The following is a 16,573-nucleotide window of genomic DNA, read 5'->3' as shown; positions in this document are numbered from 1 at the left end:
TCGAAAGGTTATCTACCGTCTCGGAGTAAATATAATACAGTAATATTAAAGGATCAAGAGCCGGCCCCAAGGAGGCTCTGGGCATGGACTGTAAGCTTTGGACTGAAGTGCTTCTCGCCATACCCGACCTGAAAGATCCGGCGAAGCACAGAGATGCGCTCGTCGGTGGCGCTCTTTGGCTTCATGCGCAGGGGTACCCAAGACAGGCTCTCGCATTGCTGGATCGGTTCGATCGGACAGGCCGGGCGACCTCTCGCAGCGGTCTCATCGCGGCGATGCTCAATGCGGAGATCGACAGCCTGCCAGCCAGCGTCTCCATGCTGCGCAAGGCCTTCGTGCTGGATCCGCTCGATCCCCAGACTCAGAAGGCGTTCCTTCTGGCTCTGATCCAGACTGGCGCGACAGGCCAGAGTGCCGAGATGGCGAACTTCATCTTGGACGTGTCGAAAGACGCTGAATGCATTGCTGCCGCGCTCGACGTTCTGCAGCCCGGCTGGGGCGTTCATGGGCGCATGGAACTGTCCGGCGACCTCATGCAGGGATGGCTGATCTGGCGCGGCGGGGAGCGCGTACGGTCCATCGTCGTACAGTCGGAAGACGTGGATCACGTCTTCGAGGTGAATGCGTCGCTCTCACGTGGCTCGACCGACCCGCATTTCGCGGCCATCGAGATCCCCTGGGCGGAAGAGCCCTGGCGGGAGGTTCGGGATGTCTCGACCGGCATCAGTCTCGACGCGCCGAACTGGTCCGACACGATGGAGGCCGAGGCGCTTTTCACCGGAGATGCGAATGTCGCCGTCACTGTGATCATTGCGGTCCACAAGGACTTTCAGGCCACGCAAGCCTGTCTGAAAAGCCTGATGGACGATGCGACGGAGGTGAAGCGCCGGATCATCGTGATCGATGATGCCTCACCTGATCCGGCAATCGAGGCTCTGCTGGCCGACGCGGCGGCGCAAGGGTTCGTCGCTCTTCTGAAGAACGAGACCAATCGGGGCTTCGTCGGATCGGTGAACAGGGCCCTGCGCCTTGTCGGTGGGGAAGACGTCGTTATCCTCAACAGCGACACGGTCGTTCCACCGCGATGGCTCGATCGGCTCAATGCGGTCGCGCAGTCTGCGTCGATCGGATCAATCACGCCGCTTTCGAACAATGGCGAACTCGTGAGCGTGCCGGGTGCGTTTCGGGCGAACCCGTTTTGCGGACCCGCGAGCGTCGCGGCCATGGACGCCTGCGCCAGTTCTCTGGCTGGTTCGCTGGTCGACATTCCCAATGGCGTCGGATTTTGCCTTTACCTGTGTCACCGAGCCTTGAAGGTTGCGGGGCTCCTCAGCCCCCAGTTCGGTCGAGGCTATCTCGAGGACGTCGAGTACTGCCTGCGGATCGCGCGAGCCGGCCTGAGAAACGTGTGCGCGACATCCGTTTTCGTCGGTCACAAGGGTGGCGCGTCGTTCGGGGCGCACCGCGGGTACCTTGTCGCGGCGAACAGCGCCAGGCTGGTAGCGCAATGCCCCGAAATCGAGGAGCGGACGCGTGCCTTCATGACGCTGGATCCTTTCGCTCCACTCCGCGAAGCGCTCCATTGGGCGTTCCTGGAGGTTTGCGGTCCGCTTCGCCTCGTTTTCGCTGAAGAAGCGATCGGCACGTCCCTGCTCGCCGACATCGCAGACGACGATCCCTCCCTGTCCGTCCTGGCAGTGACCGTCCCGCGCGATGGCAGCCTGATGGTGACATGCCATCCGACAGGGGTCCGCGCCAGTTGGCCCGCGGACCGCGGGATGGACGCGTTCCTCGACTATGCCAGGCGCTTGCCGGTGAGGGATTGCATCGTCATCGGTCCCGGGAATCTGGAGGCACGCCTCTCGTCCATCTTCAGCCTTGGCGTTCCCGCCGACATCATCGTCGCCGAGCGCGGGGCGATCGAGGACCGCGCGCGGATGAGCCCGCCAGGGCGGACCTGGCCCTTCCGGCGTGTCATCGAAGCCGGGTGGTTCGGGGTTCCGCTGCACCGTCCCGAGGTGACGGACGAGGGCTCGCCCCCCGTTTCCAAACCGGGCCGACCGGTGATCGGGATCGTCTCTGCAGCCAGCCCTGCCGAAACGGCCGAGTGGAGTGCAGCCTTTGCCGCGGCTGTCCGGGCGGAGTGGCCGGAGGCGAACCTCATCCTGTTTGGTGAGACGGATCGCGACGTGGAGCTGATGACCGAAGGGCGCCTTTTCGTAACCGGCCCCGTTGACCGTGGCGGCCTCCGGGCGCTGGGTCGCCGTCATGGCTGCGGCTGCATTGTTGTGTTGACGAGCCAATACTCGTTGCTGAACGGAGGCTTGGCTCCATTAAGCGGATGGAACCTTTCGCTGCGCCACGTCAATCTCAGTGCGCGACGCCCGTTGCGCGGTGGCGGGGAGCCCGAACTTGGCGAGCTGGCCGCATGGGCAGTCGCCCGAACGCGTCCCGATGGAGCAACGGGCGAGCTGAGTTCGCCGCGACTTCCGGCGCAGACATGTCTCTCCGGACAGGTCCATCCCCGTGGACCTGAAAAACATGCTTCGCGTGATTAGGCCCAATCGTGGTAACTTCGATGACGAAGGGCTCCTCTCGTTGTTGTCCTCATCGACGAGAACGTTTTGGCGCCTCGACGCCGGAGGGCACCCCCGTCGGGCCAAATATTGGGCAGTGGCCTACGCTCGCGCCTTGATCGCATTTAATAAAAGCGATGAGTTGAAATCGATGTTGTTCGGGAGCTGAAGTTGACAGTCAGTTCAAGCGGCCTCGATCGTGCGATGAAGGCGCTTGTTCCGGCGTTCCTCGCGATATTTGTGGTTAGTTTTTTCTATAATTTGCTTGCGCTTGGCAGCCTTTTCTACATGCGTAATTTGTTCGATCGCGTGATACCGACGCGTAGTATGCCAACTTTATATTCTCTCTTAGGTCTGATCATCACAGCGTGGGTGTTCTATGCTGTCCTGGAATGGTTGCGCGCAAAGGCCATGAACCGTGTTGCCGTGGCGTTCGACCGTTCCCTGGCTCAGGCCGTATTCGACGCCGTGCACCGCACCCTTTTCCAGGGAAGGTCCGGCGATGATGGGATGTCGGCTACCCAGACCCTGCGCGACGTTGATACGCTTCGCGATCGCATCAGTGGCGGAGTTCTCGCAACGGCTGCAGATGCGCTATGGAGCCCGCTCTTCATTGCCGCTGCGTTCGCCATCAATATCTATGCCGGCATTGCCATGCTCGTCGGTGTCGGAATCCTGTTGCTCATGGGAATTGCCGTCACCTATTACACCTCAGTACCGATGCTGTATTCGCTGGTGCACTCCCTTCGTGCGAGCGAATTCGCCGACAGGATGCTGCAGAACAGCGAGGTTATCCGCGCGCTTGGAATGCGCAGGACGCTGCAGCGCCGTTGGCTCTCGATAAAGAATCTCAACCTCTCCTGGCAGGAAGAGGCGGCGAGCAAGGGCCAGTTCATCGAGAGCATCATCACTTTCGTGCGAATGTCCCTGTCTTCGCTCATCATGGCGCTGGCCGCGGTCCTTGTCATCGAGCATCAGATCAGTGGCGGCAACATGATGATGCTGCTGATCATTTCGACACGGGCGATTTCGCCTGTGGCGACCATGATCTCGACCTGGAAGAACTATCTTTCGATGAAGATGGCGTACCAGCGCCTCCAGCTGCTCTTCAGCCATGATGAAATCGAACCCAGGCATATGCCGCTTCATCCCCCGGTCGGTCGCGTTTGCGTCCAAGGCGTGTCTGCGGTCGCGCCGGGCCGGAAGAACATCGTGCTGAGGGACATCTCCTTCGATCTCGAACCCGGCGAAGTACTCGGCGTCATCGGCCCCACCGGGTCCGGCAAATCAAGCCTGGCGCGCGTTCTTGTCGGCGTATGGCCCGCGACCATCGGAGCGGTTCGCCTCGACGGTGCCAACATCAAGTGGTGGGATTCCGACGAACTGGGCAAGCACCTCGGCTACATCCCGCAGGATGTCGAGCTCTTCCCGGGGACGGTCGCGCAGAACATCGCCCGTTTCACGGACTGTCCGTCTTCCGAGATCATCAAGGCCGCCATGCTCGCCGGAGTTCATGACCTGATCCTCTCCCTTCCCGACGGATACGAAACGCAGATCGGTGAAAGAGGGGCCATATTGTCAGGGGGGCAGCGGCAGCGAATCGCGTTGGCGAGGGCCGTTCTAGGCAGCCCGGCGCTGATCGTCATGGACGAGCCGAACGCCAATCTCGACACGACCGGCGAGGAATGCCTGGTGAGAACGATCAAGGACCTCGCGGAGCTCGGTTCCACCGTCATCGTCATCACCCATCGCGGCAGCCTGCTGTCCCAGGTCGACAAGGTGCTTCTCCTGGTGGGAGGGGCGATGCACGGCTTCGGGGGACGCAATGAGGTCATGCAGCAGATCAGCCGCCCGAGGATCGTCGAACTGCCGCCTCGCAGGTCCATAACATGAGTGCGTCACCCTCAAATCCCCGGCGACCGGTGGCTTCGTCAGACTGGCGTCAGCCCATCAAGGCCGCCTGGGTCGCCATCTTTGTCTTCTTCGGCGTGGGCGGCGTATGGGCAGCCTATTCCCGGCTGGATCAGGCGGCGATCGCGAAGGGCGAGATCGTCAGCCAGTCCAACCGAAAGACGATCCAGCATCTCGAGGGCGGCATCGTTCAGGAGGTCCTCGTCAGGGACGGCCAGCTCGTTCAGGAGGGGAGCTTGCTCGTCCGGCTCGCGGACGTGTCGGCGGCGGGCAATCTGACCGTCCTCAAGAGCCAGCTGATCGCCGCGGTCGCGGAGGAGGCGCGCCTGGTTGCAGAGCGCGACGACCTGCCGGCCGTGGCGTTCCCCAATGAGGTCTCGTCGGACGCGTCCGACCCGACCACGGCGCGGGTGATTGCCGACCAACTCTCGCAGTTTCGCGAGCGGCGGGCCAATTATCAGGGTCAAATCAATATTCTCACCTCCAAGATTTCCCAGCTCTCCGAACAGATCAAGGGGTTCGAGCAGGTCAATATTTCAGGGAAAGAGCAAACCTCAAAGATTAGAGACGAACTTGTTGGCCTTCATGCGCTCTACGCCAAGAAACTGATACCAGTCACCCGTATCTATGCTCTCGAACGCGAGATGGCACGGATCCAGGGCGAGGTGGGGCAGAGCGCCTCCGAGATCGCGCGATTGAAGCAGGCCGCCGGCGAGACGCAGCTTCAAATCGACCAGATGCGGAGCCGATTCCTCGAGACGGTCAGCCGCGACCTGCCCGCCACACGAAAGGTCATCGTCGAAACCCGCGCCAAGATGCATTCGGCCACGGACGTGGTGCAGCGCATCGACATCAGGGCTCCTCAGACGGGGGTGGTTCAGGGGCTGAAGGTGTTCACTGTCGGCGGCGTCGTCCGCCCGGGCGACGTGCTCATGGAGCTTGCTCCCGTATCGGATGTCCTTCTCGCTCGGATCGAAATCAACCCGCTGGACATCGACGGGATCGCGCCGGGCCTCGACGCTGAGATCATGTTCCCGGCCTTCGCCACCAGACGACCACCGCTCTTTCGCGGGAAGGTCACGTCTGTCTCACGGGACCGGTTATTGGATGAAGCCACGCGGCGGCCCTACTTCGCTGGCGAGGTGACGATCGAGCAGGACGCCATACCCGAGAACTACAAGAAGCGGATTGTCCCCGGCATGCCCGTCGAAGTGTTCGTCGCCACCGGCGAGCGTTCCGCTCTCCAGTACATCGTGGGACCGGTCCTGCAGCGCATGCAGCGTAGCATGCGCGAGCAATGATCCGAGGTCGGTGACCTCAGTGGTTGTGGGCGCGGGGCGTTGGCGTTGAGCCGCGGCCCCGCGGTTATCGTGACCGAGTGGCGGGCGGTGGCGACTCCTCGTTCCCGTCGAGATGATCACGATGGCGTCAGCAAGACTGCCGGCGTCGCGGTTGCACGCGGCCTCGCCAAACCCATGGCCGCTGCCTGCTCCGAACGGGCCGATCGACCTGGTGATGCGGCTCTAATGGCCGAAGACAACGCCGCCTTCGGTGCCGCCAGCGGGTGAGGGGGCATGGCAGCCGCCGGAATGAAACGAGTCTCGTAAATCGACAGAAGGATACGGCGCCGGTGTCGGGGGGTAGGGTCCTCGCCCGAAAGGGCCTCATTGCCTGTGCTCCGGCCGATTGAACTTCCGTTTTTCACCCAATTTCCACATTCGCCTCGGGCTTGGGCGTAGCTGACCGACAGGCTCGCGGTGCTGGTCGCTTGTATCGTCACCGCAAGATCAGCATGTGCGTCAGGTCCAAGCCAGCCGGATGTACCCGCCGGCGGGCGCCTAGGTCCGGCTCAGGAAGAACGTCTCCAGCTTGCCTTTGCCCTTCACGTAAATGCTGCCACGTGGCTCCAGCACGAAGGGGCCGACGAGGTGGCGGGCGGTATCCTGGGAAACATGGATCCGATTGGGCAGCGAATGGGCCTCGAGCCGGCTGGCGACATTCACGGTGTCGCCCCACACGTCGTAGATGAAGCGGTGCGTGCCGATGATGCCGGCCACCACGGGACCGGAATGGATGCCGATCCGGATTTGCAACGGCCAGCCGAAATGGCCGTTGACGCGGCCTAGCTGATCGATCATGCCGAGCGCCATTTTCGCGATCGCTGCGAACGGATCTGGGCTCGGATCGGGCAAGCCGGCGACGGCCATATAGGCATCGCCGATGGTCTTGATCTTCTCGACACCGAGTTCGCGGGCAAGCGCGTCGAACTCCGAGAACAGCCGGTTCAGATACTCGACCAACGCCGCAGGCGTGATGCGGGCCGAGTGCTCGGTGAAGCCCACTAAGTCGGCGAACAGAACGCTGACGCCCTCGAAGCGGTCGGCGATGATGACTTCGCCCTGGTTCAGGCGGCTGATGACCTGTCCTGGCAGGATGGTGAACAGCAGTCGCTCGAATTTGGCGGTCTCGTCCTCGATGCGGCGAAGATAGGTCTGCTCGCGGTCACGCCAGTGCTTCTTGTGCAGGCAGGCATTGATCCGCGCGCGCAGCAGGATCGGATTGAACGGCTTCGGCAGATAGTCCTCGGCCCCCGCCTCGATGCAGCGGACGGCGCTCTCGGTCTCCGCCAGGGCCGTGATCATGATGACGGGAATGCGACGCAGCCGCTCATCGGCCTTCATCCGCACGAGCACGTCAAACCCGTTGATATCGGGCATCATCAAATCGAGCAGGACGAGGTCGAACTCATCGTCGGCGAGTGCCGCCAGCGCCTGCTGACCGCCGGCCACCGAAGCGACGCGATGGCCATCGCGGGTGAGCTGGCGCGACAGGAGATCGCGGTTGGCCTCGATATCATCGACAACGAGAATGGAGCCGGTTTCGGTGACAGCATGCGGCTCATGCCCGATTGGCCCGACATTGCGCATCAGGTCGCTGAACATGACCGCGCCGGTTTGTTCGGAGGCCAGGCTCGTATCCTTGACATCGACCGAGATGCGCATGACGCGGTCGAGACGCAGCAGCAGGTCGGTGGCTGTCACCAGCAGGCGATCGAGATCTGCCCGGAGCGCGTCGCTTGAGACATTGGCGACATCCTCCTGCAGCATCTCGCCATAGCCCTTGATCGCGTTGAGGGGCGTGCGCAGTTCGTGACGCAGCGCCTGCTCCTGCGTGGAGGCGGCTGCGCCGGGCGGGCTCTCGGCGCGATCGCCATCCTCCAGCCGGTCGACCTTGCCGGCCAGATCCCGGGCAGCGCCGAGGATGCGGTTCATATCGGGCAGGATGTCCGGGCGCCCTTTCCGGGCTGCCTCCTCGTGCAGGATCTCAGCATAGCCGAGCAAGGCGTTGACCGGAGTCAGCAATTCCTGGCGAAGATGAGCAAGCGGAATGCGCCAGGCATACGCGCTGCCGGTGTCGATGCCGCTCATGGCCGAGCCGGCGCCGCGCGCCTTGCGTGCAGGGGGACCAGCTCGTCGAGCGCCGCCAGCACGGTCTTGCCGCTATATTCGCCCTTGTGCACCAGATGCTGTATCTGGCCGTTGAGGCGGGCTAGATCCTCTGCGGTCAAAGTCTTCGCGGTAACGACAATGACGGGGATGTGCCGGAAGCGGGATTCGGCGCGCACCTGCGCGATGAACTCGAACCCGTCCATCTCGGGCATCATCAGATCGAGCAGAATGGCGTCGGGCAAAGCCTCGTTCAACCGCTTGAGACCAACCCGACCATTCTCTGCCTGCGTGACCGTGCAATCGATCTGTCGCAGGGCGCGCGCCATCAGCTCACTGGTCGGAGCGTCATCCTCGACGATCAGCACGTGCCGTGGCGCGCCCCTCGGGCCGCATTTTTCCACCGCACGGACCAATCTGTCGCGATCGATCGGCTTGATCAGGTAGTCGGCGGCGCCGAGCGAGAAGGCAATGCTCTGGTTGTCGACGATCGTGGCCATGATGACGGGAATTTCGGCGAGCGCCGCATCCTCCTTCATGGCGCTGAGCACGGCCCAGCCGTCCATCTGCGGCATCAGAACGTCCAGTGTGACGACATCGGGCTGCAGCGTGCGGGCGAGCTGTATCGCCTCCTCGCCATTGGCGGCCACGCGCACGGCATAACCGCTGCGTTGCAGGTGCCGGCGCAGCAACTCCCGCGCAATGGGATCATCGTCGACCACGAGAACGATCGGCGTGTGCTCGGGCTCCGCGACCTGCGGATCCTCTGAACGTTTCTCTGCCCCCGGGGCCGCAGTATCCGACGCAGGGCGTGGCTCCGCCGGCAGACGAACCTTGAAGGTCGTTCCCTTGCCGGCTTCGCTGGTCAGCGTCACATCGCCGCCCATCAGCTGGCAGAAGCTCTTGGTGATGGCGAGGCCCAGCCCGGTGCCGCCATAGGTGCGGGTCGTCGAGTCATCGGCCTGAGTGAAGGCCTCGAACACCTTAGCCTGCTGATCTGGCGTCATGCCGATACCGGTATCGCGCACCTGGAACTCGATCCAGTCGACCGCCTCGTTCGTATCACGGAGCGCGGTCAGCGTTATCGTCCCGTTCCGTGTGAACTTGCAGGCATTGCTGAGAAGGTTGAACAGGGTCTGCCGCACCTTGGTCAGATCGCTGTGGAGCGTGCCGACCTCGTCGGCGCAGTTCACCACGAGAGCGTTGCCAGTCTTCCTGGCCAGCGGGGTGACGGTCGCCGCGACGCTCTCGATCATGGGTTGCAGCTCGAAGGTCTCGAGATAGAGCGTCATCTTGCCGGCCTCGATCTTGGAAAGATCGAGGATGTTGTCGATCAGGCCGAGCAGATGCTTGCCAGCATCCTGGATCTTGCGCAGGTCCGCCTTTTCCGCTTCGCGCCCGGCACTCTCGGCGTCCTCGAACAGGATCTCGCTGTAACCGATGATCGCGTTCAAGGGCGTGCGCAGCTCATGGCTCATGTTGGCAACGAAGTCCGACTTCGCGCGGGTCGCCTGCTCGCTCGCCCAGATCGCCTTGTGCAGCTCGCCTTCCATGCGCTTGCGGTCACTGATGTCAGCGAGGCCGGTGATCATCGCCGGGCGCCCCTCGAACTGGACGCGCTGCGAGGCGATGAGCGCCCAGAACTCCTCGCCGCCAGCCCGCTTGAGCAGCATCTCCATGCCCTCTACATGGCCGTGCTCGGCGAGCGCGCCGATGAAGCGCTCGCGATGCTGCGGGTCGGCGTAGAGGGTTTCGGCTCTGAGGCCGAGCGCGGACGACCCTTCGACGTCGAACATTTCGCTGAAGCGTTGGTTGGCATACCGGATGATCCCGTCATCGAAGGTGACGATCACCACCGCCATCGGCGCGGCCTCGGCAATGACGCGCAGCCGCTGCTCGCTCTCCTGGATCGCCTGCTCCGCCTGCTTCATGTCGGTAATGTCGGTGTAGATCGCGACCGTGCCGCCGTCGTCGGTCCTGTGCTCGTTGATCTGGAGCCAGCGCCCGTCGGAGCGGCGTTGCACATGCGTGCCCTTGGGATCGCGATGCCGGGCCAGGCGCTCCGCGACCCAGGACTCGACATGCCCCTCCGCGTCGCGGATCTCGCCGCTCGCAACCGAATTGCGCAGGATCGTTTCGAACGATACGCCCTGATTCACGACATCGACGCTGCCGGTGCCGTGCATGTCCCGGTACCGTCGGTTGTAGATCACCAGCTTGTCGGCGGCGTCATAGAGCGAGAAGCCCTCCGAGATGCTCCCGAGCGCGTCGGTCAGCCGGGTCTGGGCCTGGGTCGCCTTGTCGCGCGCCTCCGACAACTCCTGCCAGCTCAACTCTTGCGAGCGCTCGAGCATCGCCCGATCACTATCGAAATCGGCGTAGGCGGCATCGACGGCTGCTACGAAAGGCTGCAGCTCAGCTGGTACGTCGTCCTCGATGCCGAGGTGCTTTCTGAGCTGGCGTCGCAGCAGCCTATGCATCTGCGGCCTCTGACGTGAGAGCATCTGACCGAAAAGTGGAATCCGGTTTTCGGAGTAATCCGATGCTTAAACAAAGAGATAGATCGCCCATCCTGCGTCCGAACGGACGCACGGCGATCTAGTCCTCGGCAAAAGTTGTTATGGTCATGGTCTGATTGTGCAGGCGGCACTCGCCACCGCGCCTGAAGGGGGAAAGCTCACCGTACGAGTAGAATCCGGAAATCCTCGTATCCGTTCCGAAGACATTTCGGATTGCTTCGATTTCTTCTTCTGTGCGCTGCTTCATCACAAGCTTACGACCGACACAGCTCACCAGAATGGCAAGATCCGGTCGCCTGTCGCCCAGCCCACTGAGGCTGGCCTTGGCGGCTGCCGTCGCGCCGTCGACCAGATCGTCGACATTGGTCTTCATCAACTGCGCCGTTCCGCCCTGTGGGATGTCGCCCGCGAACGTCATCGACTTGTTCTGCTCGTCCACAGACAGGACTGTCCGGACGACCCCCTGGCCGCCCTTTGCCTCGGTCACCAGGATTGGAAAAAGCAAGGCAGAGCTTGGCAGCTGGTCGGCGTGCGAGCCCAGGTACGATTTATAGAGATCGAGCGCTGATCGCTCGTCCAGCTCATAGAGGATGTTGCCCTCGGTCCGCGTGATGGTGCGCAGTGGCCCGAATGGCTCCCAGCCACCCATCGATGCGTAGCCGATGCGCAAGTCCTCACCGTACAGACCGACCGCTGCGACGCGCTGGGGGCCCGCGGCATCGTCGGCAATGACCCAGGTCTCGGCAAAATCAGTTCCGTCTCCGGAGAGGCCGCCAGTGATCGACACGCCGTCCAGGACGCCGTCCGCGAGACCGCGCGCCAGGTCGGAGCCATTGACGTTCAAGCCGTCCGAAAGCACGAACACATGGCGCAACGAGGCATCGTCCAGCAGTTGCGCGAGCTCCTTGCCGACGTCGTAACTCGCCTTCGCCTCACCAATCCTGGCAGAGGCGGACCGCAGTCGCGTATGGTCAAAGGCGACGGTGGTGGCAATCACCGAGTCGTCGACGACCATGTCGCCAAAAATCTCGCCGGATGTCGAGCAGCCAAGCATGGCGGCTCCTTTGAAGTGATCGCGCAGCTCGCCCATGAGGTCACCTGCCTGCATCAGCGATCTCGCACCAAAGACGAACACGACACTTTGTCGTCCGACTTCGCCATCTGGCAAACGCGGCCGCCACCCGTCGCCTTGGGACCATTTGTACTGAGCCGTTTTCACGAGTTGTTTCCTCTCGTCATCGGTCAGGAAGGTATAGGTTGTCTACGGTGCAGCAGCCGCGAGCAGCGTCTCGATCTTGCCCAGCAGACTCTGCAGCTCGATCGGTTTTGTGTCGTAGTCGTCACAGCCGACCTCGAGGGCCTTGTCCCGGTCGGTCGCCATGGCGTGCGCCGTCAGAGCTATGATGGGGATCTTGCGCAGCTCGGGCGTCGCCTTGATCCGGCGCGTCGCCTCCCAGCCGTCGATCACCGGCAGGCTCATGTCCATCAAGATGAGATCGGGCCTGTCGCTCGTCGCCACTGCGACGCCGCGCGCTCCGTCCTCGGCAAGGATGACCTCGTAACCGCCGCGCACGAGGCGCCGCGAGAGCATGTCGCGGTTCATCTCGTTGTCTTCGACCAGCAGGATCTTGGGCATCACACCGCCTCGAGTCGGACTGTGAGGATTGCTTGCCCGAGACCACCCGGGGTGGCCTCAATAGATGCCTATGAGATCAACTTAACACCCGAGCCCACCAGTCGCATCACAAAAACGGCGAGCGGTGGCGCCGGTGCCATCAAACCGACCTCATCGGTCCAGGTTAACCCCAAAGGATGCAATGCGAGGACAGTCGTCAGTCCCTCCAGCCAGGTGAATGACGCAGTTGAACAACGAACGGACATCGACGCCCCACGCCTCTGCGGTTTTCAGGAAAAGGCTCAGATGTCGCTGAAGATCTTGTGACGGGACTGCTGTGTTTCATCGCCATTCCCTTGAGATATCGGCAGAAAAGAGCCTGGCTGCCGGGCCAGGCTCTTCTTCATCGTCGTCGGGCCGGTTGTCGGCCGCCAGCTTTGCCTTGGAACATCAGGGGTACTGTCATTTGATCTCCCACATCGTGTTATGCGGGATGTCCATCGCGAAATATCCGCCGGGGCCAGCCAGTGCAGGCATCGCTATACAGGCGAAGGGCTCACGCCCGGTGATGCCCTTATACTTGCCGGTGCCAGCGGTGATGATATGGGTGCCACAACCCATCTCCGGCTGCGACTTGTCGAGGTCGCGCGTATCAAAAGTCGAGAAGATCTTGTCGCCGTCGCTGTCGGCCAGCACGCAGGCGCCGTCGATGTATTTCTTTTCGCCTGACGCAACGCTTAGTGCCGTGCACTGTGCCGACATCTTGTCGAACATCTTTTCGCCCTTCATGTTCTGGGTGGTGCCGACCGCCTCCAGCGCGGTGGCCGTACCGAGGCCGGCAATGTCCATGTTCATCAAGGGGCGAAAGATGAAGTGCGTGACGTAGGGCGTGGTCCCTTTCTTTTCGATCGGCTGTCCGAGGACGACCCCGGGCGCCAAGGACAGGAGTAACCCGGAGAGGAGCGCTGTTTTGACAGGTGTCATCGGTGGTTCCTCCATGGCGTGAGCGGCGGAACAAGGCGAACGTCTGCGCCGCCGCAGATTAGGAGACGACCCGCTTTCGTTTGAGGCGTGTGTGATTTCGCCGAGCGCCTGTGCCCAGAGAAAGATCAAGCGACCGGCTTTAAGCCAGCCCTATCAGCTTCGACAGCGCCTGGGACGAGACTGCATCTTCGAGAGGCGATACCCCGGAACTCTGCCAGGTTCATGTCGCAGCCGACGCATGAGCAACTGCGTCTGAAAGCAGGATATCAGAGTTTCCGCGCCGCGCCACATTCCGCGGCTCCTTTTCTAATGATGGCGGGCGGGTTGCATTGCGAGACCGGCGATGGTTTTTGCGCCGCGCGAGACCAGCGTCTTGACATGGACCGGGCTCGGCTCGCCGTCCTCGTCCGCATAGAGTTCCAGCAGCACTTCGTCGCCGATCTCCGGGCGGCGCGCGTCCTCGCCGGCATCGATCTTCCCGCGCGATAGAGGGGAGGGTTGCTGATCAGGTTGAACGCAAAGCGCGCTTGCGGCCGGCCCGCGGCGGCCGCGTCCTGCGCGCGAGCCCGACACAATCATCGCCGCTGCCGACGAGCGGGCGTGAGGTCGACCGCCTCGACCACATCCCTGCATTTCAAGTTTCGAACAATAGTTGAATGATCTAACCACAAATTTGTCACTTCCTGCCGTACAATCCTAGGTAGGAGAATCGCATGCACAAACCTTGGCGCGATGTTTTTCTGTTTGGGGGAGCGGGCCTGGCGCTGGTCAACGCGATGGTGCTCGCTCTCAATTTTGCCGATGCGTCAAAAGGTGGCAAGGATGCTTACGAATTGGCAAGGGCTGCTTCGGTGGAGCCGCTCTTTTCCATGACCTTCGGTCTGGTCGCCGTCGCCGTCAGTTACCTCAGCCGGTAGCCGCTGCTCGACAACCATCTCCGTATCGACCCCGGCGGGGCGGCGAATGGCGCAAGATCACGTGCATCCAATCCGAGACATTCATTGGGCGATGCCGGCAAGCGTATGGTCATGAGAGCCCGCCCCCTTGCGGGGGCGGGCCTCGATCCGGACGCGACCCTGGGTTGGATCAGTCGATGACCTGGATGATGCGGCGGGTGCGCGGCTCGACAACGACGGCGCGCTCATTCACCACGGTGTAGCGATAACCCGGCGCGCCGTATTCGGCCGGGATCTCGCGATAGACGATGCCCTCGTCCGGCAGGATCGCTCCAACCACGACGGGGCTGCTATAACGATAGGACGGCACGCTTTGCTGCATCACATAGGTCCGGAAGCCGGCGACGGCGCCGGCGGCGAGCGCCGGATCGCGCGTCGTGCCGCCGGCCGGGTCGGGAATGATCGGCCCGGTGCTCTGGGCGAAGACGGTGGCGGGCAGCACGGCCAGTGCTGCCGCGAACGCGAGTTGCTTCATCATCATTGATCTCCCTGATGAGTTGGGGGCCCCTAGAACCAACGAGGCCGCGGCGCTGAGGTTCCGGCAAAAATGTGGGGCTTGGCCTACCGTCGCAGGCTCAGGCACGCCATTCCCGTGACAATGCCGGCGCCCCGCCTTACTGGGACTGGCCATCGAACGTTATTGGGACTGGCCATCGAACGTTCCGGCTGAGCAACGCGAGGTGGCCATTGCAGATGCTACGTCCGAACTCGTGTCATCTGCCATTTGACCTGCCGCAAGTCAGCGGGCAAGCACCGAGCGCATCGACTCTGATCTCCGGATATCGGTGGCGCGATCGGCGTGGGCATCATCACCTGCAAGCAGGTGCGCAGAAGATGGCCGAGGCGTTCGGCTTTACCCACATCGCCTGGGGAAGCCGGGGATCAAGAGGGTCAGGGATTCACCGATGGGGACTTTCAAGCCCGATAGGATTTTAAAGCGAGATCTTGCGCGCGCCGCCGGATATGCCCGTCGGATCAATTCGGCGTGATCACGAAATTGATATGTAACCCAATCGGCCCGCCCTGCGAAAAACCCATGTGCCGGTTTTCCGGCTCCCTTCCGTAAGCCGAACAGGGTCGAGATCATGATTTCCCGCCGAAGCTTCGTCGTCCTCGCTATTGCCATGACCTCGTTGGCAGCCTCACCCATCCTTGCCTCCGACGAAATCCGCTCCTTTACGCCGGCTGACTTCAGCGCTGCACAAAAGGCCGGCAAGCCGATCCTCGTCGAGATCCATGCTGATTGGTGCCCGACCTGCAAGGCTCAGGCGCCGATCATCTCGGAGCTGCGCAAGCAGCCGAAGTTCAAGGAGTTGATGGTGTTCCGGGTCGACTTCGATAGCCAAAAGGATGCGGTCAAGCAGTTCCGCGCCCGCTCGCAGAGCACGCTTATCACCTTCAAGGGCGGCTCGGAGACCGGCCGCTCCGTCGGAGACACGAACAAGGGTTCGATCGAAGCCCTGCTTGCCAAGGCGATCTGAGGTCTCCCCATGATTCTTGGCAGCTTCGGACTCGCGTTCCTCGCAGGGGTCCTCTCCATCCTCTCGCCCTGCGTTCTTCCGCTGCTGCCGATAATTCTCGGCACTGCCTCCGCCGAGCATCGTCTTGCTCCCGCGGCGCTTGCCGGCGGCGTTGCGCTGTCCTTTGTCGGCATCGGCCTCTTCATCGCGACAATCGGTTACGGAATCGGGCTCGATGCGGATGTCTTCCGGATCGCAGCCGCAATCTTGATGATCCTCGTCGGAACCCTTCTCGCCGTGCCGCTCCTCCAGGTCCGGCTGGCGGCGGCCGGCGGACCGGTCAGCGATTGGGCCGAGCGGAACATGTCCGGCTTTTCGACGCGCGGGGTCTGGGGGCAGTTCGGTGTCGGCCTCCTGCTCGGCGCTGTCTGGAGCCCCTGCGTCGGGCCGACGCTCGGAGCCGCCTCGGTGCTGGCTGCTCAGGGAACGGATCTGGGGCAGGTAGCAGGGACCATGGCGTTCTTCGGGCTGGGAGCTGGTACCCCCCTGGTGCTGCTGGGCATGGTATCGCGTCAGGCGCTGGCACGCTGGCGGGAGCGGATGCTGCAAGGCGGCAAGGCGGCGAAAATGGCGCTCGGCCTCGTCCTCATCGCCGTCGGGCTCCTGATTGCCAGCGGCTATGACAAGAAGCTCGAGGCAGTGCTGGTCGGACTCTCGCCGGAGTGGCTGGTGACACTGACCACACGCTTCTGACCACGAGCCTGCCCGAAGGGCCTTGTTGCGTCGTCGATGAACACGATCAGCGAGCAGCCCGCTCCGCACTCCTCGAACCAGGGGTGCTTGCTGCCATCGATCTGAACCAGTTCGGACTGACGACCAAAATCCACATGCTGGCCGATGCTATCGGCCGGCCGAATTGGCCCGCCTATCCAACATCATTGCGCCGAACCGGAAGGAGTCGGGTTACGGATGATCGCAGGGCGTTGACGATGTCTTGAACGAGCCGATCTTTCGCGTGCAAGCACTCTGTGGCACTCCTGTCTCCATGAAGCTCCGGCTCCTTGCGCATGGTCTGGTCTTGGCCCTTTTCGTTACGGCCAGCGTCC

13 protein-coding genes are annotated in these 16,573 nt (G+C 62.6%); 6 read left to right on the top strand and 7 right to left on the bottom strand.

Annotation, left to right across the window (positions count from 1 at the left end; genetic code table 11):
* Positions 1-83: 83 nt before the first annotated feature.
* The 3 genes from FG93_RS31455 to FG93_RS25730 all read left to right on the top strand — a co-directional run bounded on the left by FG93_RS31455 (position 84) and on the right by FG93_RS25730 (position 5,788).
* Positions 84-2,558: a glycosyltransferase family 2 protein gene (locus tag FG93_RS31455; RefSeq protein WP_081881879.1), complete on the top strand. Its 2,475-nt coding sequence runs from the start codon at positions 84-86 to the stop codon at positions 2,556-2,558.
* A 189-nt stretch (positions 2,559-2,747) separates the two neighbouring features.
* Entirely contained in the window at positions 2,748-4,469 is a 1,722-nt protein-coding gene (locus FG93_RS25735) for a type I secretion system permease/ATPase (protein WP_043240332.1), read from the top strand.
* 29 nt (positions 4,470-4,498) lie between these two features.
* Positions 4,499-5,788, top strand: a complete 1,290-nt coding sequence (locus FG93_RS25730; RefSeq protein WP_052514204.1) for an HlyD family type I secretion periplasmic adaptor subunit — start codon at positions 4,499-4,501, stop codon at positions 5,786-5,788.
* A 537-nt stretch (positions 5,789-6,325) separates the two neighbouring features.
* Here the strand turns inward: FG93_RS25730 and FG93_RS25725 are convergent.
* The 6 genes from FG93_RS25725 to FG93_RS25700 all read right to left on the bottom strand — a co-directional run bounded on the left by FG93_RS25725 (position 6,326) and on the right by FG93_RS25700 (position 13,624).
* A complete protein-coding gene (locus tag FG93_RS25725; RefSeq protein WP_043240330.1) occupies positions 6,326-7,915 on the bottom strand; it encodes an adenylate/guanylate cyclase domain-containing protein in 1,590 nt (529 codons plus the stop codon).
* A complete protein-coding gene (locus tag FG93_RS25720; protein ID WP_152579628.1) occupies positions 7,912-10,413 on the bottom strand; it encodes a response regulator in 2,502 nt (833 codons plus the stop codon). Before FG93_RS25720 ends, FG93_RS25725 begins: the two co-directional genes overlap by 4 nt.
* Positions 10,414-10,531: 118 nt before the next feature.
* Positions 10,532-11,671, bottom strand: coding sequence for an FIST signal transduction protein (locus FG93_RS25715; RefSeq protein WP_043240329.1), 1,140 nt, complete (start codon positions 11,669-11,671; stop codon positions 10,532-10,534).
* Positions 11,672-11,713: 42 nt separating this feature from the next.
* Positions 11,714-12,088 (bottom strand): response regulator, encoded by a 375-nt coding sequence (locus FG93_RS25710; RefSeq protein ID WP_043240327.1) that lies wholly within the window; start codon positions 12,086-12,088, stop codon positions 11,714-11,716.
* Between the two features lie 441 nt (positions 12,089-12,529).
* Positions 12,530-13,051, bottom strand: coding sequence for a hypothetical protein (locus FG93_RS25705; RefSeq protein WP_244448738.1), 522 nt, complete (start codon positions 13,049-13,051; stop codon positions 12,530-12,532).
* A gap of 306 nt (positions 13,052-13,357) precedes the next feature.
* Positions 13,358-13,624 carry a hypothetical protein gene (locus FG93_RS25700; protein WP_152579627.1) on the bottom strand — a complete coding sequence of 89 codons (267 nt, stop codon included), beginning with the start codon at positions 13,622-13,624 and terminating at the stop codon, positions 13,358-13,360.
* A gap of 140 nt (positions 13,625-13,764) precedes the next feature.
* On the opposite strand from FG93_RS25700, the gene FG93_RS25695 reads away from it, so the two are divergent.
* Positions 13,765-13,968 (top strand): hypothetical protein, encoded by a 204-nt coding sequence (locus FG93_RS25695; protein WP_043240323.1) that lies wholly within the window; start codon positions 13,765-13,767, stop codon positions 13,966-13,968.
* A 169-nt stretch (positions 13,969-14,137) separates the two neighbouring features.
* Here FG93_RS25695 and FG93_RS25690 read toward each other — a convergent pair whose 3' ends face one another.
* Positions 14,138-14,485, bottom strand: coding sequence for a DUF1236 domain-containing protein (locus tag FG93_RS25690; RefSeq protein WP_043240578.1), 348 nt, complete (start codon positions 14,483-14,485; stop codon positions 14,138-14,140).
* Between the two features lie 607 nt (positions 14,486-15,092).
* Here FG93_RS25690 and FG93_RS25685 point away from each other — a divergent pair.
* Both FG93_RS25685 and FG93_RS25680 read left to right on the top strand, forming a co-directional pair.
* Positions 15,093-15,488 (top strand): thioredoxin family protein, encoded by a 396-nt coding sequence (locus FG93_RS25685; RefSeq protein ID WP_043240321.1) that lies wholly within the window; start codon positions 15,093-15,095, stop codon positions 15,486-15,488.
* Positions 15,489-15,497: 9 nt separating this feature from the next.
* On the top strand, positions 15,498-16,220 hold the full coding sequence (locus FG93_RS25680) for a cytochrome c biogenesis CcdA family protein (protein WP_043240319.1): 723 nt from the start codon (positions 15,498-15,500) through the stop codon (positions 16,218-16,220).
* Positions 16,221-16,573 lie beyond the last annotated feature (353 nt).

Source organism: Allobosea sp. LC85, from assembly GCF_000735605.1.
Taxonomy (GTDB): Bacteria; Pseudomonadota; Alphaproteobacteria; order Rhizobiales; family Beijerinckiaceae; genus Allobosea.
The sequence above is the reverse complement of the archived record's forward strand: the minus strand, read 5'-3'. Positions and strand labels throughout refer to the sequence as shown.